The 18,717-nt window shown below is 41.6% G+C and carries 22 protein-coding genes; 4 read left to right on the top strand and 18 right to left on the bottom strand.

Features of this window, described 5'->3' with window-relative positions:
- Positions 1-172 precede the first annotated feature (172 nt).
- The 3 genes from ACVC7Q_RS06515 to ACVC7Q_RS06505 form a co-directional block, all read right to left on the bottom strand.
- Positions 173-1,114 carry a cell wall-binding protein gene (locus ACVC7Q_RS06515; protein ID WP_447265263.1) on the bottom strand — a complete coding sequence of 314 codons (942 nt, stop codon included), beginning with the start codon at positions 1,112-1,114 and terminating at the stop codon, positions 173-175.
- A 504-nt stretch (positions 1,115-1,618) separates the two neighbouring features.
- On the bottom strand, positions 1,619-2,314 hold the full coding sequence (locus ACVC7Q_RS06510; protein ID WP_447265262.1) for an LrgB family protein: 696 nt from the start codon (positions 2,312-2,314) through the stop codon (positions 1,619-1,621).
- Complete coding sequence (locus tag ACVC7Q_RS06505) at positions 2,307-2,687, bottom strand: CidA/LrgA family protein (protein WP_254727537.1); 381 nt, start codon at positions 2,685-2,687, stop codon at positions 2,307-2,309. The genes ACVC7Q_RS06510 and ACVC7Q_RS06505 overlap by 8 nt, the downstream gene beginning before the upstream one ends.
- Positions 2,688-2,925: 238 nt before the next feature.
- Between ACVC7Q_RS06505 and ACVC7Q_RS06500 the strand changes: the two genes are divergently transcribed.
- Positions 2,926-4,098 carry an NAD(P)/FAD-dependent oxidoreductase gene (locus tag ACVC7Q_RS06500; RefSeq protein ID WP_447265261.1) on the top strand — a complete coding sequence of 391 codons (1,173 nt, stop codon included), beginning with the start codon at positions 2,926-2,928 and terminating at the stop codon, positions 4,096-4,098.
- Between the two features lie 121 nt (positions 4,099-4,219).
- Positions 4,220-5,092 (top strand): aquaglyceroporin Gla, encoded by an 873-nt coding sequence (gene gla / locus ACVC7Q_RS06495; protein ID WP_195227772.1) that lies wholly within the window; start codon positions 4,220-4,222, stop codon positions 5,090-5,092.
- A 46-nt stretch (positions 5,093-5,138) separates the two neighbouring features.
- Here the strand turns inward: gla and ACVC7Q_RS06490 are convergent, their stop codons facing one another.
- The 11 genes from ACVC7Q_RS06490 to tsaB form a co-directional block, all read right to left on the bottom strand.
- Positions 5,139-5,801 carry a hypothetical protein gene (locus tag ACVC7Q_RS06490; RefSeq protein WP_447265260.1) on the bottom strand — a complete coding sequence of 221 codons (663 nt, stop codon included), beginning with the start codon at positions 5,799-5,801 and terminating at the stop codon, positions 5,139-5,141.
- A gap of 101 nt (positions 5,802-5,902) precedes the next feature.
- Positions 5,903-6,229: an AzlD domain-containing protein gene (locus ACVC7Q_RS06485; protein ID WP_447265259.1), complete on the bottom strand. Its 327-nt coding sequence runs from the start codon at positions 6,227-6,229 to the stop codon at positions 5,903-5,905.
- Entirely contained in the window at positions 6,216-6,911 is a 696-nt protein-coding gene (locus ACVC7Q_RS06480; protein WP_447265258.1) for an AzlC family ABC transporter permease, read from the bottom strand. Before ACVC7Q_RS06480 ends, ACVC7Q_RS06485 begins: the two co-directional genes overlap by 14 nt.
- Positions 6,912-7,020: 109 nt before the next feature.
- Positions 7,021-7,605 (bottom strand): hypothetical protein, encoded by a 585-nt coding sequence (locus ACVC7Q_RS06475; RefSeq protein ID WP_447265257.1) that lies wholly within the window; start codon positions 7,603-7,605, stop codon positions 7,021-7,023.
- Positions 7,606-7,611: 6 nt separating this feature from the next.
- Positions 7,612-8,280, bottom strand: coding sequence for a DUF443 family protein (locus ACVC7Q_RS06470; RefSeq protein WP_447265256.1), 669 nt, complete (start codon positions 8,278-8,280; stop codon positions 7,612-7,614).
- A gap of 113 nt (positions 8,281-8,393) precedes the next feature.
- Positions 8,394-8,954, bottom strand: a complete 561-nt coding sequence (locus ACVC7Q_RS06465) for a hypothetical protein (RefSeq protein WP_447265255.1) — start codon at positions 8,952-8,954, stop codon at positions 8,394-8,396.
- 49 nt (positions 8,955-9,003) lie between these two features.
- Entirely contained in the window at positions 9,004-9,201 is a 198-nt protein-coding gene (locus ACVC7Q_RS06460; protein WP_447265254.1) for a hypothetical protein, read from the bottom strand.
- Between the two features lie 18 nt (positions 9,202-9,219).
- Entirely contained in the window at positions 9,220-9,978 is a 759-nt protein-coding gene (locus ACVC7Q_RS06455; RefSeq protein WP_447265253.1) for a hypothetical protein, read from the bottom strand.
- A 140-nt stretch (positions 9,979-10,118) separates the two neighbouring features.
- Complete coding sequence (tsaD, locus tag ACVC7Q_RS06450) at positions 10,119-11,129, bottom strand: tRNA (adenosine(37)-N6)-threonylcarbamoyltransferase complex transferase subunit TsaD (protein WP_447265252.1); 1,011 nt, start codon at positions 11,127-11,129, stop codon at positions 10,119-10,121.
- Positions 11,119-11,556 (bottom strand): ribosomal protein S18-alanine N-acetyltransferase, encoded by a 438-nt coding sequence (rimI, locus tag ACVC7Q_RS06445; protein WP_447265251.1) that lies wholly within the window; start codon positions 11,554-11,556, stop codon positions 11,119-11,121. The genes tsaD and rimI overlap by 11 nt, the downstream gene beginning before the upstream one ends.
- Positions 11,553-12,236 (bottom strand): tRNA (adenosine(37)-N6)-threonylcarbamoyltransferase complex dimerization subunit type 1 TsaB, encoded by a 684-nt coding sequence (gene tsaB, locus ACVC7Q_RS06440; protein ID WP_447265250.1) that lies wholly within the window; start codon positions 12,234-12,236, stop codon positions 11,553-11,555. The genes rimI and tsaB overlap by 4 nt, the downstream gene beginning before the upstream one ends.
- A 292-nt stretch (positions 12,237-12,528) precedes the next feature.
- Between tsaB and ACVC7Q_RS06435 the strand changes: the two genes are divergently transcribed.
- Entirely contained in the window at positions 12,529-12,759 is a 231-nt protein-coding gene (locus ACVC7Q_RS06435) for a DNA-directed RNA polymerase subunit epsilon (protein WP_021153967.1), read from the top strand.
- A 3-nt stretch (positions 12,760-12,762) separates the two neighbouring features.
- A complete protein-coding gene (rnjA, locus tag ACVC7Q_RS06430; RefSeq protein WP_003015245.1) occupies positions 12,763-14,445 on the top strand; it encodes a ribonuclease J1 in 1,683 nt (560 codons plus the stop codon).
- 251 nt (positions 14,446-14,696) lie between these two features.
- Here rnjA and glnA read toward each other — a convergent pair whose 3' ends face one another.
- The 4 genes from glnA to ACVC7Q_RS06410 all read right to left on the bottom strand — a co-directional run bounded on the left by glnA (position 14,697) and on the right by ACVC7Q_RS06410 (position 18,508).
- Positions 14,697-16,043, bottom strand: coding sequence for a type I glutamate--ammonia ligase (gene glnA, locus ACVC7Q_RS06425; protein WP_155124590.1), 1,347 nt, complete (start codon positions 16,041-16,043; stop codon positions 14,697-14,699).
- A 39-nt stretch (positions 16,044-16,082) separates the two neighbouring features.
- Positions 16,083-16,442 carry a MerR family transcriptional regulator gene (locus ACVC7Q_RS06420; RefSeq protein ID WP_447265249.1) on the bottom strand — a complete coding sequence of 120 codons (360 nt, stop codon included), beginning with the start codon at positions 16,440-16,442 and terminating at the stop codon, positions 16,083-16,085.
- Positions 16,443-16,509: 67 nt separating this feature from the next.
- Positions 16,510-17,043, bottom strand: a complete 534-nt coding sequence (locus tag ACVC7Q_RS06415; protein WP_003008874.1) for an FUSC family protein — start codon at positions 17,041-17,043, stop codon at positions 16,510-16,512.
- Positions 17,044-17,308: 265 nt separating this feature from the next.
- Positions 17,309-18,508: a phosphoglycerate kinase gene (locus tag ACVC7Q_RS06410; protein ID WP_049506571.1), complete on the bottom strand. Its 1,200-nt coding sequence runs from the start codon at positions 18,506-18,508 to the stop codon at positions 17,309-17,311.
- Between the last annotated feature and the right edge of the window lie 209 nt (positions 18,509-18,717).

Here is an 18,717-nt window from a genome sequence, read left to right as displayed (position 1 = left end):
TTATCAAAAGTTTAGCAACTAGTTTTATCAATGACTAGCAATAAGTAATTATTTAAAAGGGCCCTCTTAGAAGCCAAATAACTCGCTCTGATTGTATAATACAATTCATTTATTTCATAGTTAAAAACACCTCGAAAGTTAGAAAAAATTTAACTTTTGAGGTGCTTACCAATTAAGGCTCATTATTGATAAGAGAGCCATAAACATCGAATGTGTATGAAACACCATCTATAATTAAAGTTTTGTTTGATGCAAGTGCCCCACCATCGTTAGGATCTGCATAATATTTGGATCCAGATGACTCAAACCAACCTATCTTCAATTCACAAGTATCTGTATCAAAATAATAATGTTTTCCAGCTATATATTGATGAAACGTAAGTGCACCATACATACCAAAGTAATACCGTTTCCCATCTACGTCTTGCCAACCTAATAGTTGTTCTCCGCTCTCTAGGTCGAAATAATACTTTTCTGTCCCAGAAGCCATTTGTTTAGATACCCATCCTGTTTGCATATCGCAATTAATCGGGTCGAAATAATAATTTTTTCCATCTAAATTCTGGGAACCTTTTAACGCACTATGTTTAAAGTAATACCATTTACCGTCTATATTTTGCCAACCCTTTACTAATGCTCCACTTACGGGGTCATAATAATACCAATTTGTATCTGAATTCTCTTGTTTGGAAATCCAACCAGTTTTCATATCAGCATTAACTGGGTCAAAATAATATTGTTTTCCATCCATATATTGTTCACCCATAAGTGCCCCATCTCTAGTCAGGTAATACCACTTTCCATCTATATTTTGCCAGCCAATCTTTTGATCACCATTTACTGGATCAAAATAAGACCAGTTTTTTATTATCCCCCACCTACTATCATTACGCTCCCATATTAGCTGCCAACCGGTCATCATATAACCTCTGTCATCAAATTTATACCACTTCCCGTTTATTTTAGCTTCTGTGTTTTTATAATAAGAACCATTATTTAGTGAATACCACCAACCAACATTATTTCGTTGCCAATCAGCCTTAACTTGAGATACTGGGGTTAGAAGCAATATTCCTAATACTCCACCTAGCAAACACTTCGTTGCTTTTTTCATTTCCATTTCCTCCTTACGTTTTGTATACGCTTTCATTGTAACATGTTTATTACTCTAAATCAAATGATGTGTGGATATAAGGAGGCTATTATCAATGTATTCAAGGGTAAACAAAAAAATTTGCACAATTTGCTTATAATAAAAGAGGCACTTAGGCCTCTTTTTCTCTCCTTCAAACACTCTGTCACTGTCCATTTACTGTCCAATATAGTGTAATACATCTAAAAATTGTTAATTATGTTGCAGACTAAATCCTTTAAAATAAACATTTCTATGTATAACAAGACTTAAAGAATCTTAAATTAAGTCTTGCATATTCATCATAGCAATTACATTCCTTCCAACTTCTGAAATTTACAGTTCATTATACCATTTTTTAAACGCTTGGAAAAGCTTTGGATAGTAATCATGAAAAGCTTCTTTCACTCTAGATTGATTTTTGAGCTTTCACTACAAAATGAAAGAGACCCTTCTTGAGCCTCTCTCAGAAAATAATAAAATGTATTAGGATAAAATCATTGAAGCCACGATTGGACTAATGAATACATACAAAATTCCTGTGATCCCTATTGCCAATCCTGCCATAGCACCAGCCACATGACCATACTTAAATGCCGTCCCTGTTCCTACTGCATGCCCTGTTCCACCAAGGGCTAAACCAATAGCTACTGGATCTTTTATTTTTAACAGTTTCAATATCGTTGGACCCAAGACACTTGTTAATAATCCAGTTGCTACAACTACAACAAGAGTGATGGTCGTAATCCCTTGCATTTTCTCAGTAATCCCAACTGCCATTGCAGTCGTAACCGATTTTGGAAAGAGCGAAATGGCTAGAAAGTACTTCATTCCAAATGCTTTCGCGATCAAGGCTGTAAAAATGGTATTCACAACAACTGCCAATGTCGAGCCGACTAGAATACTCCGTACATGATGCTTCATCAAATGGAAACTTTTATAGAGAGGAATCCCCAAGGCGACTGTTGATGGGCCAATCAACTGATTTAACAGGGAACCACCGACATAGTAATCTTTATAAGAAATTCCTGTAATCATTAAGAATAAGATAACGATTACTGTAGCCACTAAAAGTGGCGTTGTTATTGGATGGGGATACCTGCGGAAAATTAACATCCCAATCAAATAAGCCCAAATAGATAAGACAATCCCAAATAAAGGATTACTCGCAAAATTAGCCATGCTTGCGTCCCCCTTCTGGATAATCACCCTCAAAACGATTTTTTATAAAACTAACCACGATTGCAATTAAAGCCACATTGATGACCAAGGCTCCAAGTAGAATCAACATGATTGGAAACAGATAAGGTGCAATCACATGAAACTTATCCATAATACCGACAGCAGGGGGAAGAAACAGAATCGTCATATTAGCTAATAAAAAATTTCCTACCATATTTACATGGCGAATACGTAATAACTTAAACTGCAATAATAAAAATAAAATCAACAGTCCGATCATACTTCCAGGAATTGGTAAGTGCAACCCATCAGAAATGATTTCACCAATTAATGAAATCGTGAAAATAATCGTCAGTTGTACATATAATTTCATCTTCATCTCCCTTTTTATGGATCATTTCCAACAAGGATTCATATCCTCGCTTCTGTCTACTTAGAAGTAAACATCCATTTATCCCCTATCAGTTTACTCCTTTTCGGAAAATTTGCAAGTTTTTTTCTAAAAAATTTTAAAAACAATTACCAAAATTGAAGCTACTATTTTGATTCATGACATCCATTTTATGATACAATGAAACCAAAAACGGTTAAGTTACCAAGAAAGGATCTACATGACTCACTATCACACCATTGTCATTGGTGGTGGCCCAGCAGGTATGATGGCTACTATTGCTAGCGCCTCTTATGGCCAACCTACGCTACTGATCGAAAAAAATAAAAGGCTCGGTAAGAAACTTGCTGGTACCGGAGGAGGTCGCTGTAACGTCACGAATAACGGGACCTTAGACGATTTGATGGCCGGTATCCCTGGAAATGGCCGTTTCCTTTACAGTGTGTTTTCCCAATTTGATAATCATGATATCATCCAATTTTTTACCGATAATGGCGTCAAACTGAAGGTCGAAGATCATGGTCGGGTCTTTCCTGTTAGTGATCAATCCCGCACCATTATTCAAGCCTTAGAAAATAAGATCCTTGAGCTAGGTGCTAGCATGGCCACCAACTGCGAAGTGGTCTCCGTCACCAAGCCAGAAGACGTCTTTATCGTCAAGTCTTCTGAGCATACGTGGACGGCTGACAAGCTGATTGTCACAACTGGGGGCAAATCCTATCCTTCTACTGGCTCTACTGGCTACGGACACGAAATTGCCCGCCACTTCAAACACACCATCACCGATCTCGAAGCGGCAGAAAGTCCTCTTTTGACAGACTTCCCACACAAGGCCCTCCAAGGGATCTCTCTGACAGATGTGACCCTCAGCTACGGCAAACACATCATCACCCATGACCTGCTCTTTACGCATTTCGGTCTTTCTGGCCCTGCAGCCCTCCGGATGTCTAGCTTTGTTAAAGGTGGGGAAATCTTATCTCTGGACCTCCTTCCGACTACCTCTTCTCAAGAGTTAAAAGACTTTCTAGAAGAGCATCGAGAAAAGTCCATTAAAAATAGCCTCAAAACCCTTCTTCCTGAACGGTTAGCTGATTTCTTGGTGCAAGGATTCCCTGAAAAAGCCAAGCAACTCACTCCTACTCAGATAGAAGAGCTCATTCAAAACATCAAAGAGATGCCTATTCCTGTCACTGGGAAGATGTCTCTAGCCAAGTCCTTTGTCACCAAGGGCGGCGTCAGCCTCAAAGAAATCAATCCTAAAACCCTAGAAAGTAAGCTAGTTCCTGGGCTCCACTTTGCAGGAGAAGTCCTCGATATCAATGCCCATACAGGCGGTTTTAATATCACATCCGCCCTCTGTACCGGTTGGGTAGCAGGAAGCCCTCATTACTGATAGAAATTCACTAACTTTATTTTTCATCTATTGAAATAAAATTTTTAAAAATTCTTTACAAGTTAGTATTTACTTGATAGAATGGATTGGTATAAAATTTATAAAGGAGATTATTAGAATCATGGATTTTGATTTTAGTGTTAAACTCTTTTCAGAGTTTATTGGAACGGCTTTGCTACTTATCCTCGGAAATGGTGCAGTTGCAAACGTCGAATTAAAAGGAACAAAAGGTCATCAAAGCGGTTGGCTTGTCATTGCGATCGGATATGGTATGGGGGTTATGATTCCAGCCTTAATGTTTGGTAATGTTTCAGGAAATCACATTAACCCAGCTTTTACCCTTGGACTTGCAGTTAGCGGACTCTTCCCATGGGCAAATGTTTTACCATACATCGTTGCCCAACTTCTTGGAGCTATGTTTGGGCAATTGGTTGTCGTTGCAGCTCATCGTCCATACTACATCCAAACTGAAAATCCAAACAACATCTTAGGAACATTCTCAACCATTTCTAGTGTAGATAAAGGAACTCCAGAATCACGTAAAGCTGCTACAATTAACGGCTTCATCAACGAGTTTGCCGGATCATTCGTCCTTTTCTTTGGCGCCCTTGGCTTGACGAAACATTTCTTTGGTGCAGAAGTTGCTGGTCTTGCTCAAAAAGCTGCTACTGAACAAGGAGGCGTCTTTGATGCCACTTCATCAGCAGCAAAATTGGCTTTATCACAAGCACATGCTTCAGGCCTAGGAATTGCTCACTTGGCTCTTGGATTCCTTGTTATGGCTCTTGTTACATCACTTGGAGGTCCTACTGGACCTGGTTTGAACCCTGCACGTGACTTTGGTCCTCGTTTGGTCCACGCCTTCCTTCCAAAATCTGTATTAGGAGAACACAAAGGTGATTCGAAATGGTGGTATGCTTGGGTACCAGTTGTAGCCCCAATTCTTGCTGCTATCTTAGCTGTACTATTGTTCAAAGTTATCTATCTTGCTTAATCTAAGTACTAAAAAACGAACTCGATTTTCAATCGAGTTCGTTTTTTTATTGTTCTTTGGTTAATGAAAAACGGAAATCATTGTATTTGTTGTAGTCAAATGGTGTATTGGTAGCCGTTGTGAAAACAATCGGTGTATAGTGTCCTTCTTCTAAGATAAAACCAGGTTCGAGTCGGAAATCAGCGACACCTAAGCCTGTGATCCCAGGGAGCAAGGCATCAGCCCCATCAAGACCTTCAGCATCCCAATAGTAGATATTTCCAGTTGCTTGGACAGCTCTTGCCGTATAGGTCGCTGTCCGAGTCGGTTCGCTATCATTTTTGAAACTTACCACTGTTGTTACATCCCCATTGGCATCGACGGTCATTTTGATTGCATCCGCTTGTGGACTAGATCCTACCCAAGTTCCCACTAGTTCTGCAGGGACAGTGGCTTGCGTCGTAGCAGACGCATTCTCGGTCTTACTAGAGTCTTTTGTACCTGTCGCGCTACTGGCTTGAGTTGAAGAGCTAGCTGTATCTTTTGCCTGGGCAGAAGATGCTGCACTCTTTTTGCTATTACTTTTGGCTTTTTTCTCTACCTTACTGGTAGATACTTTTGCGGAGGAGGAAGCTGTCTTTTTATCCTTAGCACCACAACCACCGAGAGCTAGACCAAGTGAAGCAGCCACCAGAACAGCGGCACTCCAACGGAAGATTGATTTTTTCATAAGATCACCTCTTTATCTTTCTGACTCCCATTATACCTCAATTATTACAAATATCAAGTTTTTTGTAATAATTGTAATTTTTTTGTAACATATTTTTGCATTTAAAATGTCAATCGTAATAGAGCGATCAAAGCAATTCCAAACAAGACGGTTCCCATCAGGTTTTTGTAACGAAAGGCTACAAAGAGACTGGGAATGGTCACCATGAGGTCCAACCAGTGGAACTGCGGGAGACTTCCCATTTTCCCCTCTACTAAACTCGATAAAACCAAGGCAAAGATAATGGAAATGGGCAGGTATTTGAGAAAGCGGGTCACAGGAGCCGGCAGTCCCTTGTATTTAACTAAGAGGAAGGGTAAGATTCGAGGAATCCAGGTAACGAGGGCTGAGACCAGAATGGCCATGAAGATAGAACTATTCACGCGCATCACAAACCACCCCCACAAAACAGCCAATCAAGGTCGCAGCTAGCACAGCAAGCGGTTGCGAAACAAAAAAGAGTAAGAGAAAGAAACTCACTGCTACTGCTAAGAGCACCATGAGCATGGTCTTGGTCTTTTCTGTCAGTTGCATTCCTTGGAACTGGGCTGCAAAAATCCCAACAAACATAGCCACTAAGGCAAAATCAAGCCCAAAAGCCTTTGGATCTGGTAGGAAAGATCCCAGAGCTGTTCCGATAACCGTCGCACTGATCCAAGCCACATAGCCTACTAGATTGTTCCCATGCATCCAAGGAACTGTAATGGTATCTGTCTTTAACTTCTCACTCAAGTAGACCCCATAACTCTCATCGGTCAAGAGACTTCCAATCCCAATGGTATGAGCGAGACTCGCATCCTTAAAATCAGAGGATGTATGCAGACTCATCAACATATTCCGGAGATTGATCAAACACACGGTCAAGGCCATATTCAAGATCGAAGAGTGGGCCGCAATCAGAGAGATCATCGCAAACTGAGCCGCCCCAGCATAGATCAAGACACTCATCAAGGCCATCTCCAAAGGAGAAAGATAGGGAGATGCCACCACACCGCAAGCCAGGCCAATACTGATATAGCCTAGAGCTGTCGGCAACGCATCCCTCACCCCCTGCCAAAAATCTTTTTCCATACTCTCACTCCTTCCTGAATCATTGACCTCTATTATAACACAAGAAAAAAAGTTGAAAAGGGACCCATGAGAGAGAATGGATAAGCCTCGATATATTTCTATCTCTCCCCTACTGATTCACTTTTAAATCCGACATCTCTAATGACATCTTTTCTTCTTGTGTCATGCTCTCGACAATTTGTTTTTGCTCGCTGGATATTGGCAAGGTCAAAATCGTAGCAGATTGATCCGGCAATGCTCCACTGTCACTAATTTTATAGCCAATCCGTTGATGTTGATAAATGAATTGCCCATCATATTTCCAACTCAATGAAAACTCAAAATCCTTATCAATTTGAAATCCAGCTTTGTTAATCAATAGAAATACAGCATATTCTTGTTGATTGGATAAGAAAGTTGCGCCAGTATAGTTGATCGATAGATTTTCTTGATTTCCAAGTTCTGGATGTTCCTTGGTTAATTTCTTCCCTAGTTCAATTACATTTGATTCTTTTCCTTCATATTGTGGTCCCACCACAAACTGCAAACCTTTTTCATTTTTAACAGCCGAGGACTCTTTTGAAGTCTGCTCCATTTTACTCGGCGAAGAATCTTTTGATTCCTGTCGAGACTGGGCGCATGCTGTTAATGATAGAAGCGCTACTAACAAAACGATTGTTTTTTTCATGATTTCTACTCTTTTATTCTTGTCCATTCTATTCTAGTTACTTTTTTCAATGATGATCTCTTCTACACTATAAAGCCTTAGATTTCCTGTTTTAGCTCCTAAAAGAACTGGAACTTTGCCAAATTCGAAGGTTAATAGAAAAGCTGTAAGAATACCGCCTATCACTAAAAAGATCCCTTCTTGACCATTATTATTAAATAAATACATAGCTAAACAGGCCAGTAAGACAAGATTTAATAGATGGGCATCAAAAATTTGCTTTCTTTCTGGCATCGGCTTGAAAGTCACCCTGTATCTCTTAGTAGCTGTAGGAAATAGATTCTTAACCTTTTCACGTGCCTTTTCTACAGAACATCGGAAGAGCACATAAGATATAAGCATGGCAACCACAAATAAGACTATCTTTAGAAAAATTTGCTGACTAATATCATACTCACTGAATAGCTTTTTTAAGAGACTATAAACCACTCCAACAAATGGCTGGACTATGATAGCTGCTGTCCCCCCGTTTAATTTATTGAGGGGTGTGCCTGGAATTTCAACTTTTTTATCTACTTCCATCATCTCAACAGTGATCGCTTCCGTTGGCAACCCCCAATAATAGAGCTTGGGCTTCATGGTACTAGCATCCAAAATAAAATGTTTACCATCGTATTCTACCAATTGGTGACAGAAAATACTTGTTTCTTTATATTCTAACATCCTATTGACTTCCTACACACTTTCAACATAGCATCCTAGACAACACAAACCTGATCCAATCTAGTTTCCTTCAACTCCCACTCTTCCAGATGAGGCACTACTCACCCAATTCACTACCTATGACTTTCCTCATCCCCATTTTCCACTTCTTTCGACAAGGTCTCTATTATATCAGGCCATTTGGATAATTGGTAATCAAATTTAAACATAAATATCACTAAAAAACTAATGAGCAAAAAGAGGACGGCAATGGTTTCATTACCGATGACAAATAAAAGAACAGCAGCTACAGTTAGAAGTCTAAAAAGATTAAGGATACAGGTGAAGTACACCCTCCGTCTCTTCAAGGCCCTGATCAACTTCTTGCCTCGGCCCTCCTCCAACTTGGATGTCTGTAATTTCAGGCTCGCATGGTAATATCGAATGATCCATGCAGCTAGGAAGTAGGAAAAGACACCTAAAATCGGAATCGTTCCAACTCGAACCATTTGATTGTCAAATAGTCCAGCTTCCACTAATCCATCTGAAATTTTGTTGATAATAAATAATGTGACTGGAAGCAGTAGATAAGACCAGTTAGTAGGAGAAGATGTTTCTTCTAGTAAGACTTTTTTCTCCCAATCAAAATGGTAATTCTTGTTCTCCCATATCCCTAAATTAATCATTGATGGCATAACAACCTCTTTTCAACTTTCCTTCTGTTTTCTATAAATCCTCTTAGTATCAATTTGGAATAGGTTTACCGTTATAATACTTTTGAATCTCATCAAACTCAGAGATTTTCGTATCTTTATTTTCAATACTCAGTTTTTTAGGCAAATAGGCGTAATCGTACACAGAGGAACCTAATTTAAGAAATTCTGTTTCTAGATCAATCAGTTCTTTCCCATTCGTAATCACACCATTCTCAGAATTGATCACTTTATACGCAAAACCTTCTTATTTTGAAAAGAGTTTAAAAGCAGACGGATAGGATGCTTTTAAATTGATATTCCCTTTGTAAGATTCATCCTTCCAAAAACCATTATAAAAGGGATGAACTCCAGCAGTGTAGCCTTTAAGGGTAGAAATGGAGAGATACACTCTATTTTTCTCATTTACGTCTTCTTCCGTTATTTCTTTATCAATTTTGAGAGTTTTAAGATTAAGCAAGAAATAACGTGGCTGAGTTTGCTTCCTAATTTCAATGATAGCGTAGTCATTCCCATTTATTTTTCGAAGAGTCGGGAAAGGACTATAGAGCTCAAAATCATCATTTTTTACATACTCCACCATCATCTTCCAAAGATCGACTTCCTTTCGTTTCGCCTTACTCCCTGTTAAATCATAGATTTCTAAATGAGCATATTCATCTGACTTCATTTTTTTCGATGGAATAATATCTCTCACTCTGTTTCTTTTCCTAACCAAATAATTAGAGTTCACCTCAATCCAATCTGATGAATCGGGAGACTTCAAAGATTTCTTCCGTTCTTTTTCATCAAACTTCCATTCTACCACAAGCCCATTTTTAGCATGGATAAATCGAAAGTCTTTAATGTCGGATTTCGCATTATAGACTGAAAATTCATAGGACTCTTTACTCTTATCACTTTTTTCAATTTTCTTTTGCGACTCACATCCTGCAACCAGTAGCAAAAAGACTGCAAAGATAAGAAGTCTACCCATTCTATATTTAGATCTCTTTTCTTTTTTCATCTATCTTCCCTCTTACTCTCCCCTCAGTTTATTCTCTCTATCATACCGAATTTTCTTGCCAATCGCAAATCCCTTACTAGTTGGTGAGATTCTAACAAAAAAGCCATCTGGATGCCTTCATCCAAATGGCTCGTGTCCACTTATTCGATTCCTTCAAAGGCCAGGCTTGGTTTGGCATTGAGGTCCCAACCCGCGAAGTTTTCCTTGTTCCATTCACTGACACTGGCATAGGCAATCATCCCTGCATTGTCCCCGCAGAGGCGCAGAGGGGGGATGATGACCTTGACATCGGTGATTTCAGAAGCCAAGCGTTCACGGAGACCTTGGTTGGCTGCGACCCCACCAGCGACGACCAGAGTCTTGACCGGATATTTCTCCAAAGCCTTCTTGGTCTTGGCCATAAGAATGTCTAAGACGGCAGCCTGAAAGCTCGCTGACAGGTCTGCATTTGAGAGGCTTTCTCCTTTTTGCTGCGCATTATGGTGCAGATTGATAAAGGCTGATTTGAGCCCTGAAAAAGAGAATTCCAGATTGTCTTCCTTGATCATAGCCCGTGGGAAATCGTAGATATCCTGTCCCTTATGTGCTAACTCGTCAATCTCACGACCTGCTGGATAGGTCAAACCCATCACGCGCCCAACCTTATCATAAGCCTCTCCTACAGCGTCATCACGGGTCTCTCCGACGATCTTATAATCACCAGCTTCACTGACATAGACCAGCTCGGTATGTCCTCCACTCACCAGCAAGGCTAAGAGCGGAAATTCTAAAGGCTCAACGCTTTGAGCGGCCATCAAGTGCCCTGCCATATGATTGACAGGAATCAAAGGAAGGCCGTGCGCCCAGGCAAAGGCCTTAGCTGCAGCCAAGCCGACTAAAAGAGCCCCAACCAGGCCTGGGCCGTAAGTAACGGCTACAGCGGTGACATCAGCTTCTGTGATGCCGGCTTCTTCTAGGGCTTCTTCAATACATGCAGTGACGACTTCCACATGGTGACGAGAGGCTACCTCAGGCACCACTCCACCAAAACGCTTGTGACTTTCGATTTGACTGGCAATGACATTGGATAAGAGTTGGTCGTCATTTTTCAAGACAGCCACACTGGTCTCATCACACGATGTCTCAAAAGCCAAAATATATCTATCTTTCATTCGGGTTCCTCTTCATGATCACGGCATCCTCTATCGGATCGTGATAGTAGTTTTTCCTCCGTGCAATTTCTTCAAAGTGCATTTTTTTGTATAGGCCTTGGGCCGGTTGATTGGACACGCGCACTTCTAAGAAAATCTCTTTTTGGTCCGGCAACTGCGCGAGTAACTGCTGGGCTAGGCCTTGCCCCTGAAAGGCAGGCTTGACTGCAATCTGCAAAACCTCTGCTTCATAGAGAGTCTCTTGAATGGCGACAAACCCAAGGACTTGTCCCTCATCCACAGCTAGGAAATAGGAGATCGATTCCTGCTCTAAATCGACTTGGATCTGCTCCAACTTCCAGAGACTAGCTTCATAGACATCTTCCATCACAGAGAGAATAGCAGCTGCATCCTGAATTCGCCCCTTTTTGATTTCTACTTTGATCATAAACGCTTGATGTAGGAGGTCGTTGTTTCCGTGTGGTCTTTGAGCCAGTTTTCCTCCGCTTCGACCCGTTTCAGATAATTGGGGACAAAATCATGGAGGCTAGCAGGTGCTTGTTTGAGGCTGAGACGTCCGATTTTCACTGCATCCGGCAGCGTTTCAGAGCAAGTAGCACTTGGGAGGCTAGAGGCAATCTGCTCCTTAAAAGCCGTGACCTCTCCGACAAAGGTGACTTGCTCACTCGTTGCTGCACGCTCTAGGACTTCCTCAAATGGAAAATGCCCTTCTGGTGCGACCAGCTGATCTTCTTGGTAAAAACCCGCATAGACATTGTTCCGACGAGCATCCATGACAGGTACTACCAAACCTTCTAGATCATCCGGCACTAGAGCTAAGAGGCTTGAGACCCCGACCAATTCAATCCCTAAAGTATGAGCCAATGTCTTTGCGGTTGCGACTGCAATGCGCAGTCCAGTATAGCTCCCAGGACCTTCTGCCACCACGATGCGGTCCAACTCCTTGGGTGTCAAGTCGATTTGTTGCATCAAAAAATCGATGACCGGCATCAAGGTGATACTATGATTCTTTTTAATGGTTAATGTTGTTTCTGCAAGTAGAGTCTCATCTTCTAAAATCGCTACAGAAAGAGCCTTACTCGAGGTATCAAATGCTAATAATTTCATTTCCTACTCCTCTTGAACTGGATTATATTATACTACAAATTCCCTTCAAATCCCAGCGAAACTCTCCCTTAAAGCGCAGGATTTTCATGCACCAGACCGCTAAAAAGCTTCTCTATTATAGGTCTTGGCCCCTCTGACTTTTCCAGTCTACCTTTTACTTACAGGCGAATTTATGATATAATGATAATTAATTGTATCGAATCAGGTCCACTAGTTGCGAGTAGGAAACTCTAGTGATTGCACTCCTTCGCAGCTAACAAATGGACCGAAATAATGAAAGGAAAATTACTTCATGATTTACAAAGTTTTTTATCAGGAAACAAAAGAACGAAACCCTCGTCGCGAAACGACGCATGCACTTTATCTTGATATTGATGCACCAAATGAACGCGAAGGACGCATCCAAGCTCGTCAATTGGTTGAAGCAAACACAGATTTCAACATTGAATTTATCACACCACTTTCTGAGCAACACCTTGCTTACGAGAAAGAGTCAGGTGCCTTTGAACTAACGGAGTACTAATCCATGGCCTATACCTTAAAACCTGAAGAAGTTGGTGTATTTGCCATTGGTGGACTTGGAGAAATCGGGAAAAATACCTACGGGATCGAATACCAAGATGAAATTATCATTGTCGATGCCGGGATCAAATTTCCAGAAGACGACCTCCTTGGGATCGACTATGTGATCCCTGATTACTCTTATATCGTTGACAATATTGATCGTGTCAAAGCGGTCCTCATTACCCACGGACACGAAGACCACATCGGTGGGATTCCTTTCCTTTTGAAGCAAGCCAATGTCCCTATCTATGCTGGACCTTTAGCGCTTGCCTTGATCCGTGGAAAATTAGAAGAGCATGGCCTTCTTCGCGATGCCAAACTCTACGAAATCAACCAAAACACTGAGCTTCAATTTAAAAATCTCAAAGCAACCTTCTTCCGTACCACTCACTCTATTCCAGAACCTTTAGGGATTGTGATTCACACCCCTCAAGGAAAGATTGTCTGTACCGGAGACTTCAAATTTGACTTCACGCCCGTTGGGGAACCGGCTGACCTCCATCGTATGGCAGCTCTTGGAGAAGAAGGCGTTCTCTGTCTGCTCTCAGACTCAACCAACGCGGAAATTCCAACCTTTACCAACTCTGAAAAAGTGGTTGGCCAATCCATCATGAAGATCATCGAAGGCATCCATGGGCGCATCATCTTTGCTTCCTTTGCCTCGAATATCTTCCGTCTTCAACAGGCAGCCGAGGCCGCTGTCAAGACAGGTCGCAAGATAGTCGTCTTTGGACGCTCCATGGAAAAAGCCATCGTCAATGGAATCGAGCTTGGTTACATCAAAGTCCCTGCTGGAACCATTATCGAGCCAAATGAGATCAAAGACTATGCGGCCAATGAAATCCTGATCATGTGTACAGGAAGCCAAGGAGAGCCAATGGCAGCCCTCTCTCGGATTGCCAACGGAACGCACCGCCAAGTGCAACTCCAACCAGGAGATACCGTTATCTTCTCTTCTAGCCCGATTCCTGGAAATACAACCAGTGTGAACAAATTGATCAATACGATTTCTGAAGCGGGTGTCGATGTTATTCACGGGAAGATCAACAACATCCATACCTCTGGACACGGGGGGCAACAAGAACAAAAACTCATGCTCCGCTTGATCAAACCAAAATACTTCATGCCTGTCCATGGTGAATACCGGATGCAGAAGATCCACGCAGGACTTGCGCGTGATTGCGGAGTAGAAAAAGACAATATCTTCATCATGAGTAACGGTGATGTCCTCGCCCTTACAGCCAACTCTGCTCGTATTGCAGGAAGCTTTAATGCCCAAGACATCTATGTCGATGGAAACCGCATCGGTGAAATCGGAGCTGCTGTTCTCCGTGACCGGAGAGACCTGTCCGAAGACGGTGTCGTGCTTGCTGTTGCGACTGTTGACTTCAAATCGAAGATGATTCTGGCAGGACCAGATATCTTGAGCCGTGGTTTCATCTACATGCGTGAATCAGGAGACCTGATCCGTGAAAGCCAACGCATCCTCTTCAATGCCATTCGTATCGCCTTGAAGAACAAAGATGCCAATATCCAAACCGTTAATGGTGCGATTGTCAATGCTCTTCGTCCATTCCTGTACGAAAGCACGGAACGTGAACCCATCATTATTCCAATGATTCTCACACCAGATGACGAAAATTAAAAAAACAACCAGTTGAAACAGTGGTCTCAACTGGTTTTATAGTGACTTATTAAAGAACAAAAAGAGAGTGGGACAGAAATCGGTCATTCGTTAGAATTCGATTTCGTCGTCCCACCTCCGCACAGTTGAGTAGGGCTATAAAAGCTGATGAAATCAGCGTAGTAGAGCCCACTCAACCACTGCGTCTTGCTCGACAATCCAACATCAAAAAGAGGCTAGGACTTTTGGCCCAGCCTCTTTACTCTTGTTTCTTAATAAAGATCTAGATAGTTGTCTACTTCCCATTGTGATACGAAGGTAGCGTAGCTTGCCCATTCGATTCGTTTGGCTTCAAGGAAGCTGGTGTAGATGTGCTCACCTAAGGCGGCTTTTACTACATCATCTTCAGTCAAGGCTTTCAAGGCATTGTGAAGGGTAGAAGGGAGATCTGTAATTCCAGCTGCTCTGCGTTCTTCCGGTGTCATTACATAGATATTTTCTTCGATCGGAGCAGGTGCTTCGATTTTGTTTTCGATACCATGTAGTCCAACTTCAAGCAAGACTGCCAAGGCTACATAAGGATTGGCCATTGGGTCTACTGAACGCAATTCCAAACGAGTTCCCATACCACGTGATGCTGGCACACGTACCAATGGGGAACGGTTGCGGCCTGCCCAAGCAATATAAACGGGTGCTTCATATCCAGGAACCAAACGTTTATAAGAGTTGACAGTTGGATTTGTCACTGCTGTAAAGTTGTAGGCATGCTTGATCAAACCACCCAAGAAGTGATAAGCAGTTTCTGACAATTGCATTCCACGTGGATCTTCTGGATCAAAAAAGGCATTGTTCCCATCTTGGTCAAAGAGAGACATATTACAGTGCATACCTGATCCGGCAATTCCAAATTTTGGTTTGGCCATAAAGGTTGCATACAAACCGTGTTTACGAGCAATGGTTTTCACAACGAGTTTAAAGATTTGGATCTTGTCACAAGCGCGGAGCACTTCGTCATACTTAAAGTCGATTTCATGCTGACCAACGGCTACTTCGTGGTGACTGGCTTCTACTTCAAAGCCCATCTTGGTCAAGACATTTACGATTTCACGACGAGTGTTATCTGCAAGGTCTGTTGGAGCCAAGTCAAAGTAGCCACCTTTGTCGTTTACTTCAAGAGTTGGGTCTCCATTTTCGTCCAACTTGAAGAGGAAGAATTCAGGTTCTGGACCAAGGTTAAAGGATTTGAATCCAAGCTCTTCCATATGACGAAGGGCACGTTTCAAGTTGCCACGTGGGTCTCCTGCAAATGGTTCTCCTTCTGTCGTATAGACATCACAGATCAAGCCAGCTACGCTACCATTTTCATCTCCCCAAGGGAAGACTGTCCATGTATCCAAATCTGGGTAAAGATACATATCTGATTCGTTGATACGGACAAATCCTTCGATAGAAGAACCATCAAACATGGCTTTGTTTGAAAGAACCTTGTCCAGTTGCTCATCGGTAGCTGGAATTTCGACGTTCTTCATAGTTCCCAAAATATCAGAGAACATCAAGCGAATAAAAGTAACATTTTTTTCTTTTACTTCACGGCGAATATCTGCAGCAGTAATTGACATTTTTGTCTCCTTAAAATAGATTACAAGCTTATGAAATGATCAACGAAATTGACCATATGGCGATGGGGAAGATGTGAAGCGACTTTGGTGAAGAATGTCACGATGAAGAGCCTTACGAATGGCTTCTTGGCTGACCACCTTGGTTTGCTCTTGCTCTTTTTCCGCATATCTCTTCTTGATATCCGCAATATTTAAGCCATCTGAGATATAATCTTTGATCTCAAGCAAGCGGTCCATATCATCCAACGAATACATGCGGCGATTGCCTTCTGTCCGATCAGGAGAAATCAATCCCTGGTCTTCATAATAACGAATCTGACGAGCTGTCAAGTCGGTCAACTTCATAACACTTCCAATTGGAAAGACTGCCAGTGAGCGTCGTAATTCCTTTTCCTTCATACCATTCCTCTTTCTATTCTATTATATCGAAAAAAAAATCTATGTCAAGATTAAATGTTATATAATCTTACATAGGTTTTTTGTGCTTCTTGAGAAAATCCCGAATGCGATCGACATCCGAATTGACCAAAATCGCAACAAAAACGCCGATAAAGGTCTCAAATATTCGGGCAAAAACATACAAAAAGGTTTCTCCGTTAGGAATCGAGAGAGTAATGATCAGCATTGCCGAAACTCCTCCGATAATTCCTGCTTTATTATTCATAGCGACATTTGTCATAATGGTTAACATAGTCGCAATTGGGACAAAAATCAGAGTCACCCAATACGCCCCATGAAAGAGCGTTTTTAAAAGGAAGAACAAAACAGCATAAAAACCTCCGATACTATTGCCCATGACACGCGAAGCCCCGAAGTGGACACTCTTATCAAAGTCTTCCCTCAAACTAAAAACAGCTGTCAAGGTCCCGATCTGAAGGCCGCGCCAGCCAAATATTCCAAAAATAAGTAGTACAATAAAAACGGCAATCCCTGTTTTAAAGGTTCTCATCCCCAAACGGAATTTGGACCAATCAAATTTGTGTCGTTTAAAGTAATCCATGGTCACCTATCTTTCTATTTCTATTATTCTACCATATTTTCAGAAAGGAGAGAACAGGTAAAAATAGAAAGAAAAGAGAGTGGGACAGAAATCGGTCATTCGTTAGAATTCGATTTCGTCGTCCCACCTCCGCACAGTTGAGTAGGGCTGTAAAAGCTGATGAATTCAGCGTAGTAGAGCCCACTCAACCACTGCGTCTTGCTCGACAATGCAAAGACAATTAAGAGGCTGGGACTTTTGTCCCAGCCTCTTAATTCTCATTAGATTATTTATCTGTAAGAGCAGCCAATCCTGGAAGTTCTTTACCTTCAAGGAGTTCCATAGAAGCACCACCACCAGTAGAGATCCATGAGAACTTGTCTGCACGACCAAGGTTGATCGCTGCGGCAGCTGAGTCACCACCACCGATGATTGATTTAACGCCTGGTTGTTTCACGATAGCGTCCATCACACCGATTGTACCAGCTTGGAAGTCAGGGTTTTCAAATACACCCATAGGACCATTCCATACAACTGTTTTCGCACCAGTCAATTCTTGGTCGAATTTAGCGATTGATTTAGGACCAATATCAAGACCAAGGAATCCTGGATCTACTGCTTCACCTTCAGTGTCTTTCACTTCAGTGTAGTCAGCAAATGCGTTTGCTTCTTTTGAGTCAACTGGCAAGATCAATTTGCCGTTTGATTTTTCAAGAAGAGCTTTCGCCACATCCAATTTGTCTTCTTCTACAAGTGAGTTACCGATTTCGATACCTTGAGCTTTGTAGAATGTGTAAGTCATCCCACCACCGATAAGGACTTTATCAGCTTTTTCAAGCAAGTTTTCGATAACACCGATCTTGTCAGATACTTTTGATCCACCAAGGATAGCTACGAATGGACGTTCTGGAGCTTCAACTGCTTCTTTGATGTAAGCAATTTCGTTTTCAAGAAGGAATCCAGCAACAGCTTTATCAACGTTTGCAGAGATACCAACGTTAGATGCGTGTGCACGGTGAGCTGTACCGAAGGCATCGTTTACAAAGATACCATCTCCAAGTGATGCCCAGTATTTACCAAGTTCAGGATCGTTTTTAGATTCTTTCTTGCCGTCAACATCTTCGAAACGAGTGTTTTCAACCAAGAGAACTTGTCCATCTTCAAGAGCGTTAACAGCTGCTTCCAATTCAGCACCACGTGTAACACCTGGGATAAATTTAACGTCTTGGCCCAATTTAGCAGCCAAGTCAGCAGCTACAGGAGCAAGTGATTTACCTTCTTTATCTGCTTCTTCTTTTACACGTCCAAGGTGAGAGAAGAGGATTGCACGTCCACCTTGTTCAAGGATATACTTGATAGTTGGAAGAGCTGCAGTGATACGGTTATCGTTAGTGATCACGCCATCTTTTACAGGAACGTTGAAGTCAACACGAACGAGAACTTTTTTCCCTTTCAAGTCAACGTCTTTAACAGTCAATTTTGCCATAAGATATGACTCCTTCTTTTTTTAATACATGATAATTATATCACAAAAGCTGTAAAAGAGGTAGCAAAATTCGATGATTTCACCTCTAATTCACAGGATCCGAACGACACTCTTAGATAAGAATTTAAACAAGGTCAAACCTCTCTGATTTTCACCAGAGAGGTTCTTTTGAGAGTGACTTTTTAAGTGAACGAAAGAATCCTTTGAAA

The organism is Streptococcus sp. W151 (assembly GCF_053010205.1).
The sequence above is the reverse complement of the archived record's forward strand: the minus strand, read 5'-3'. Positions and strand labels throughout refer to the sequence as shown.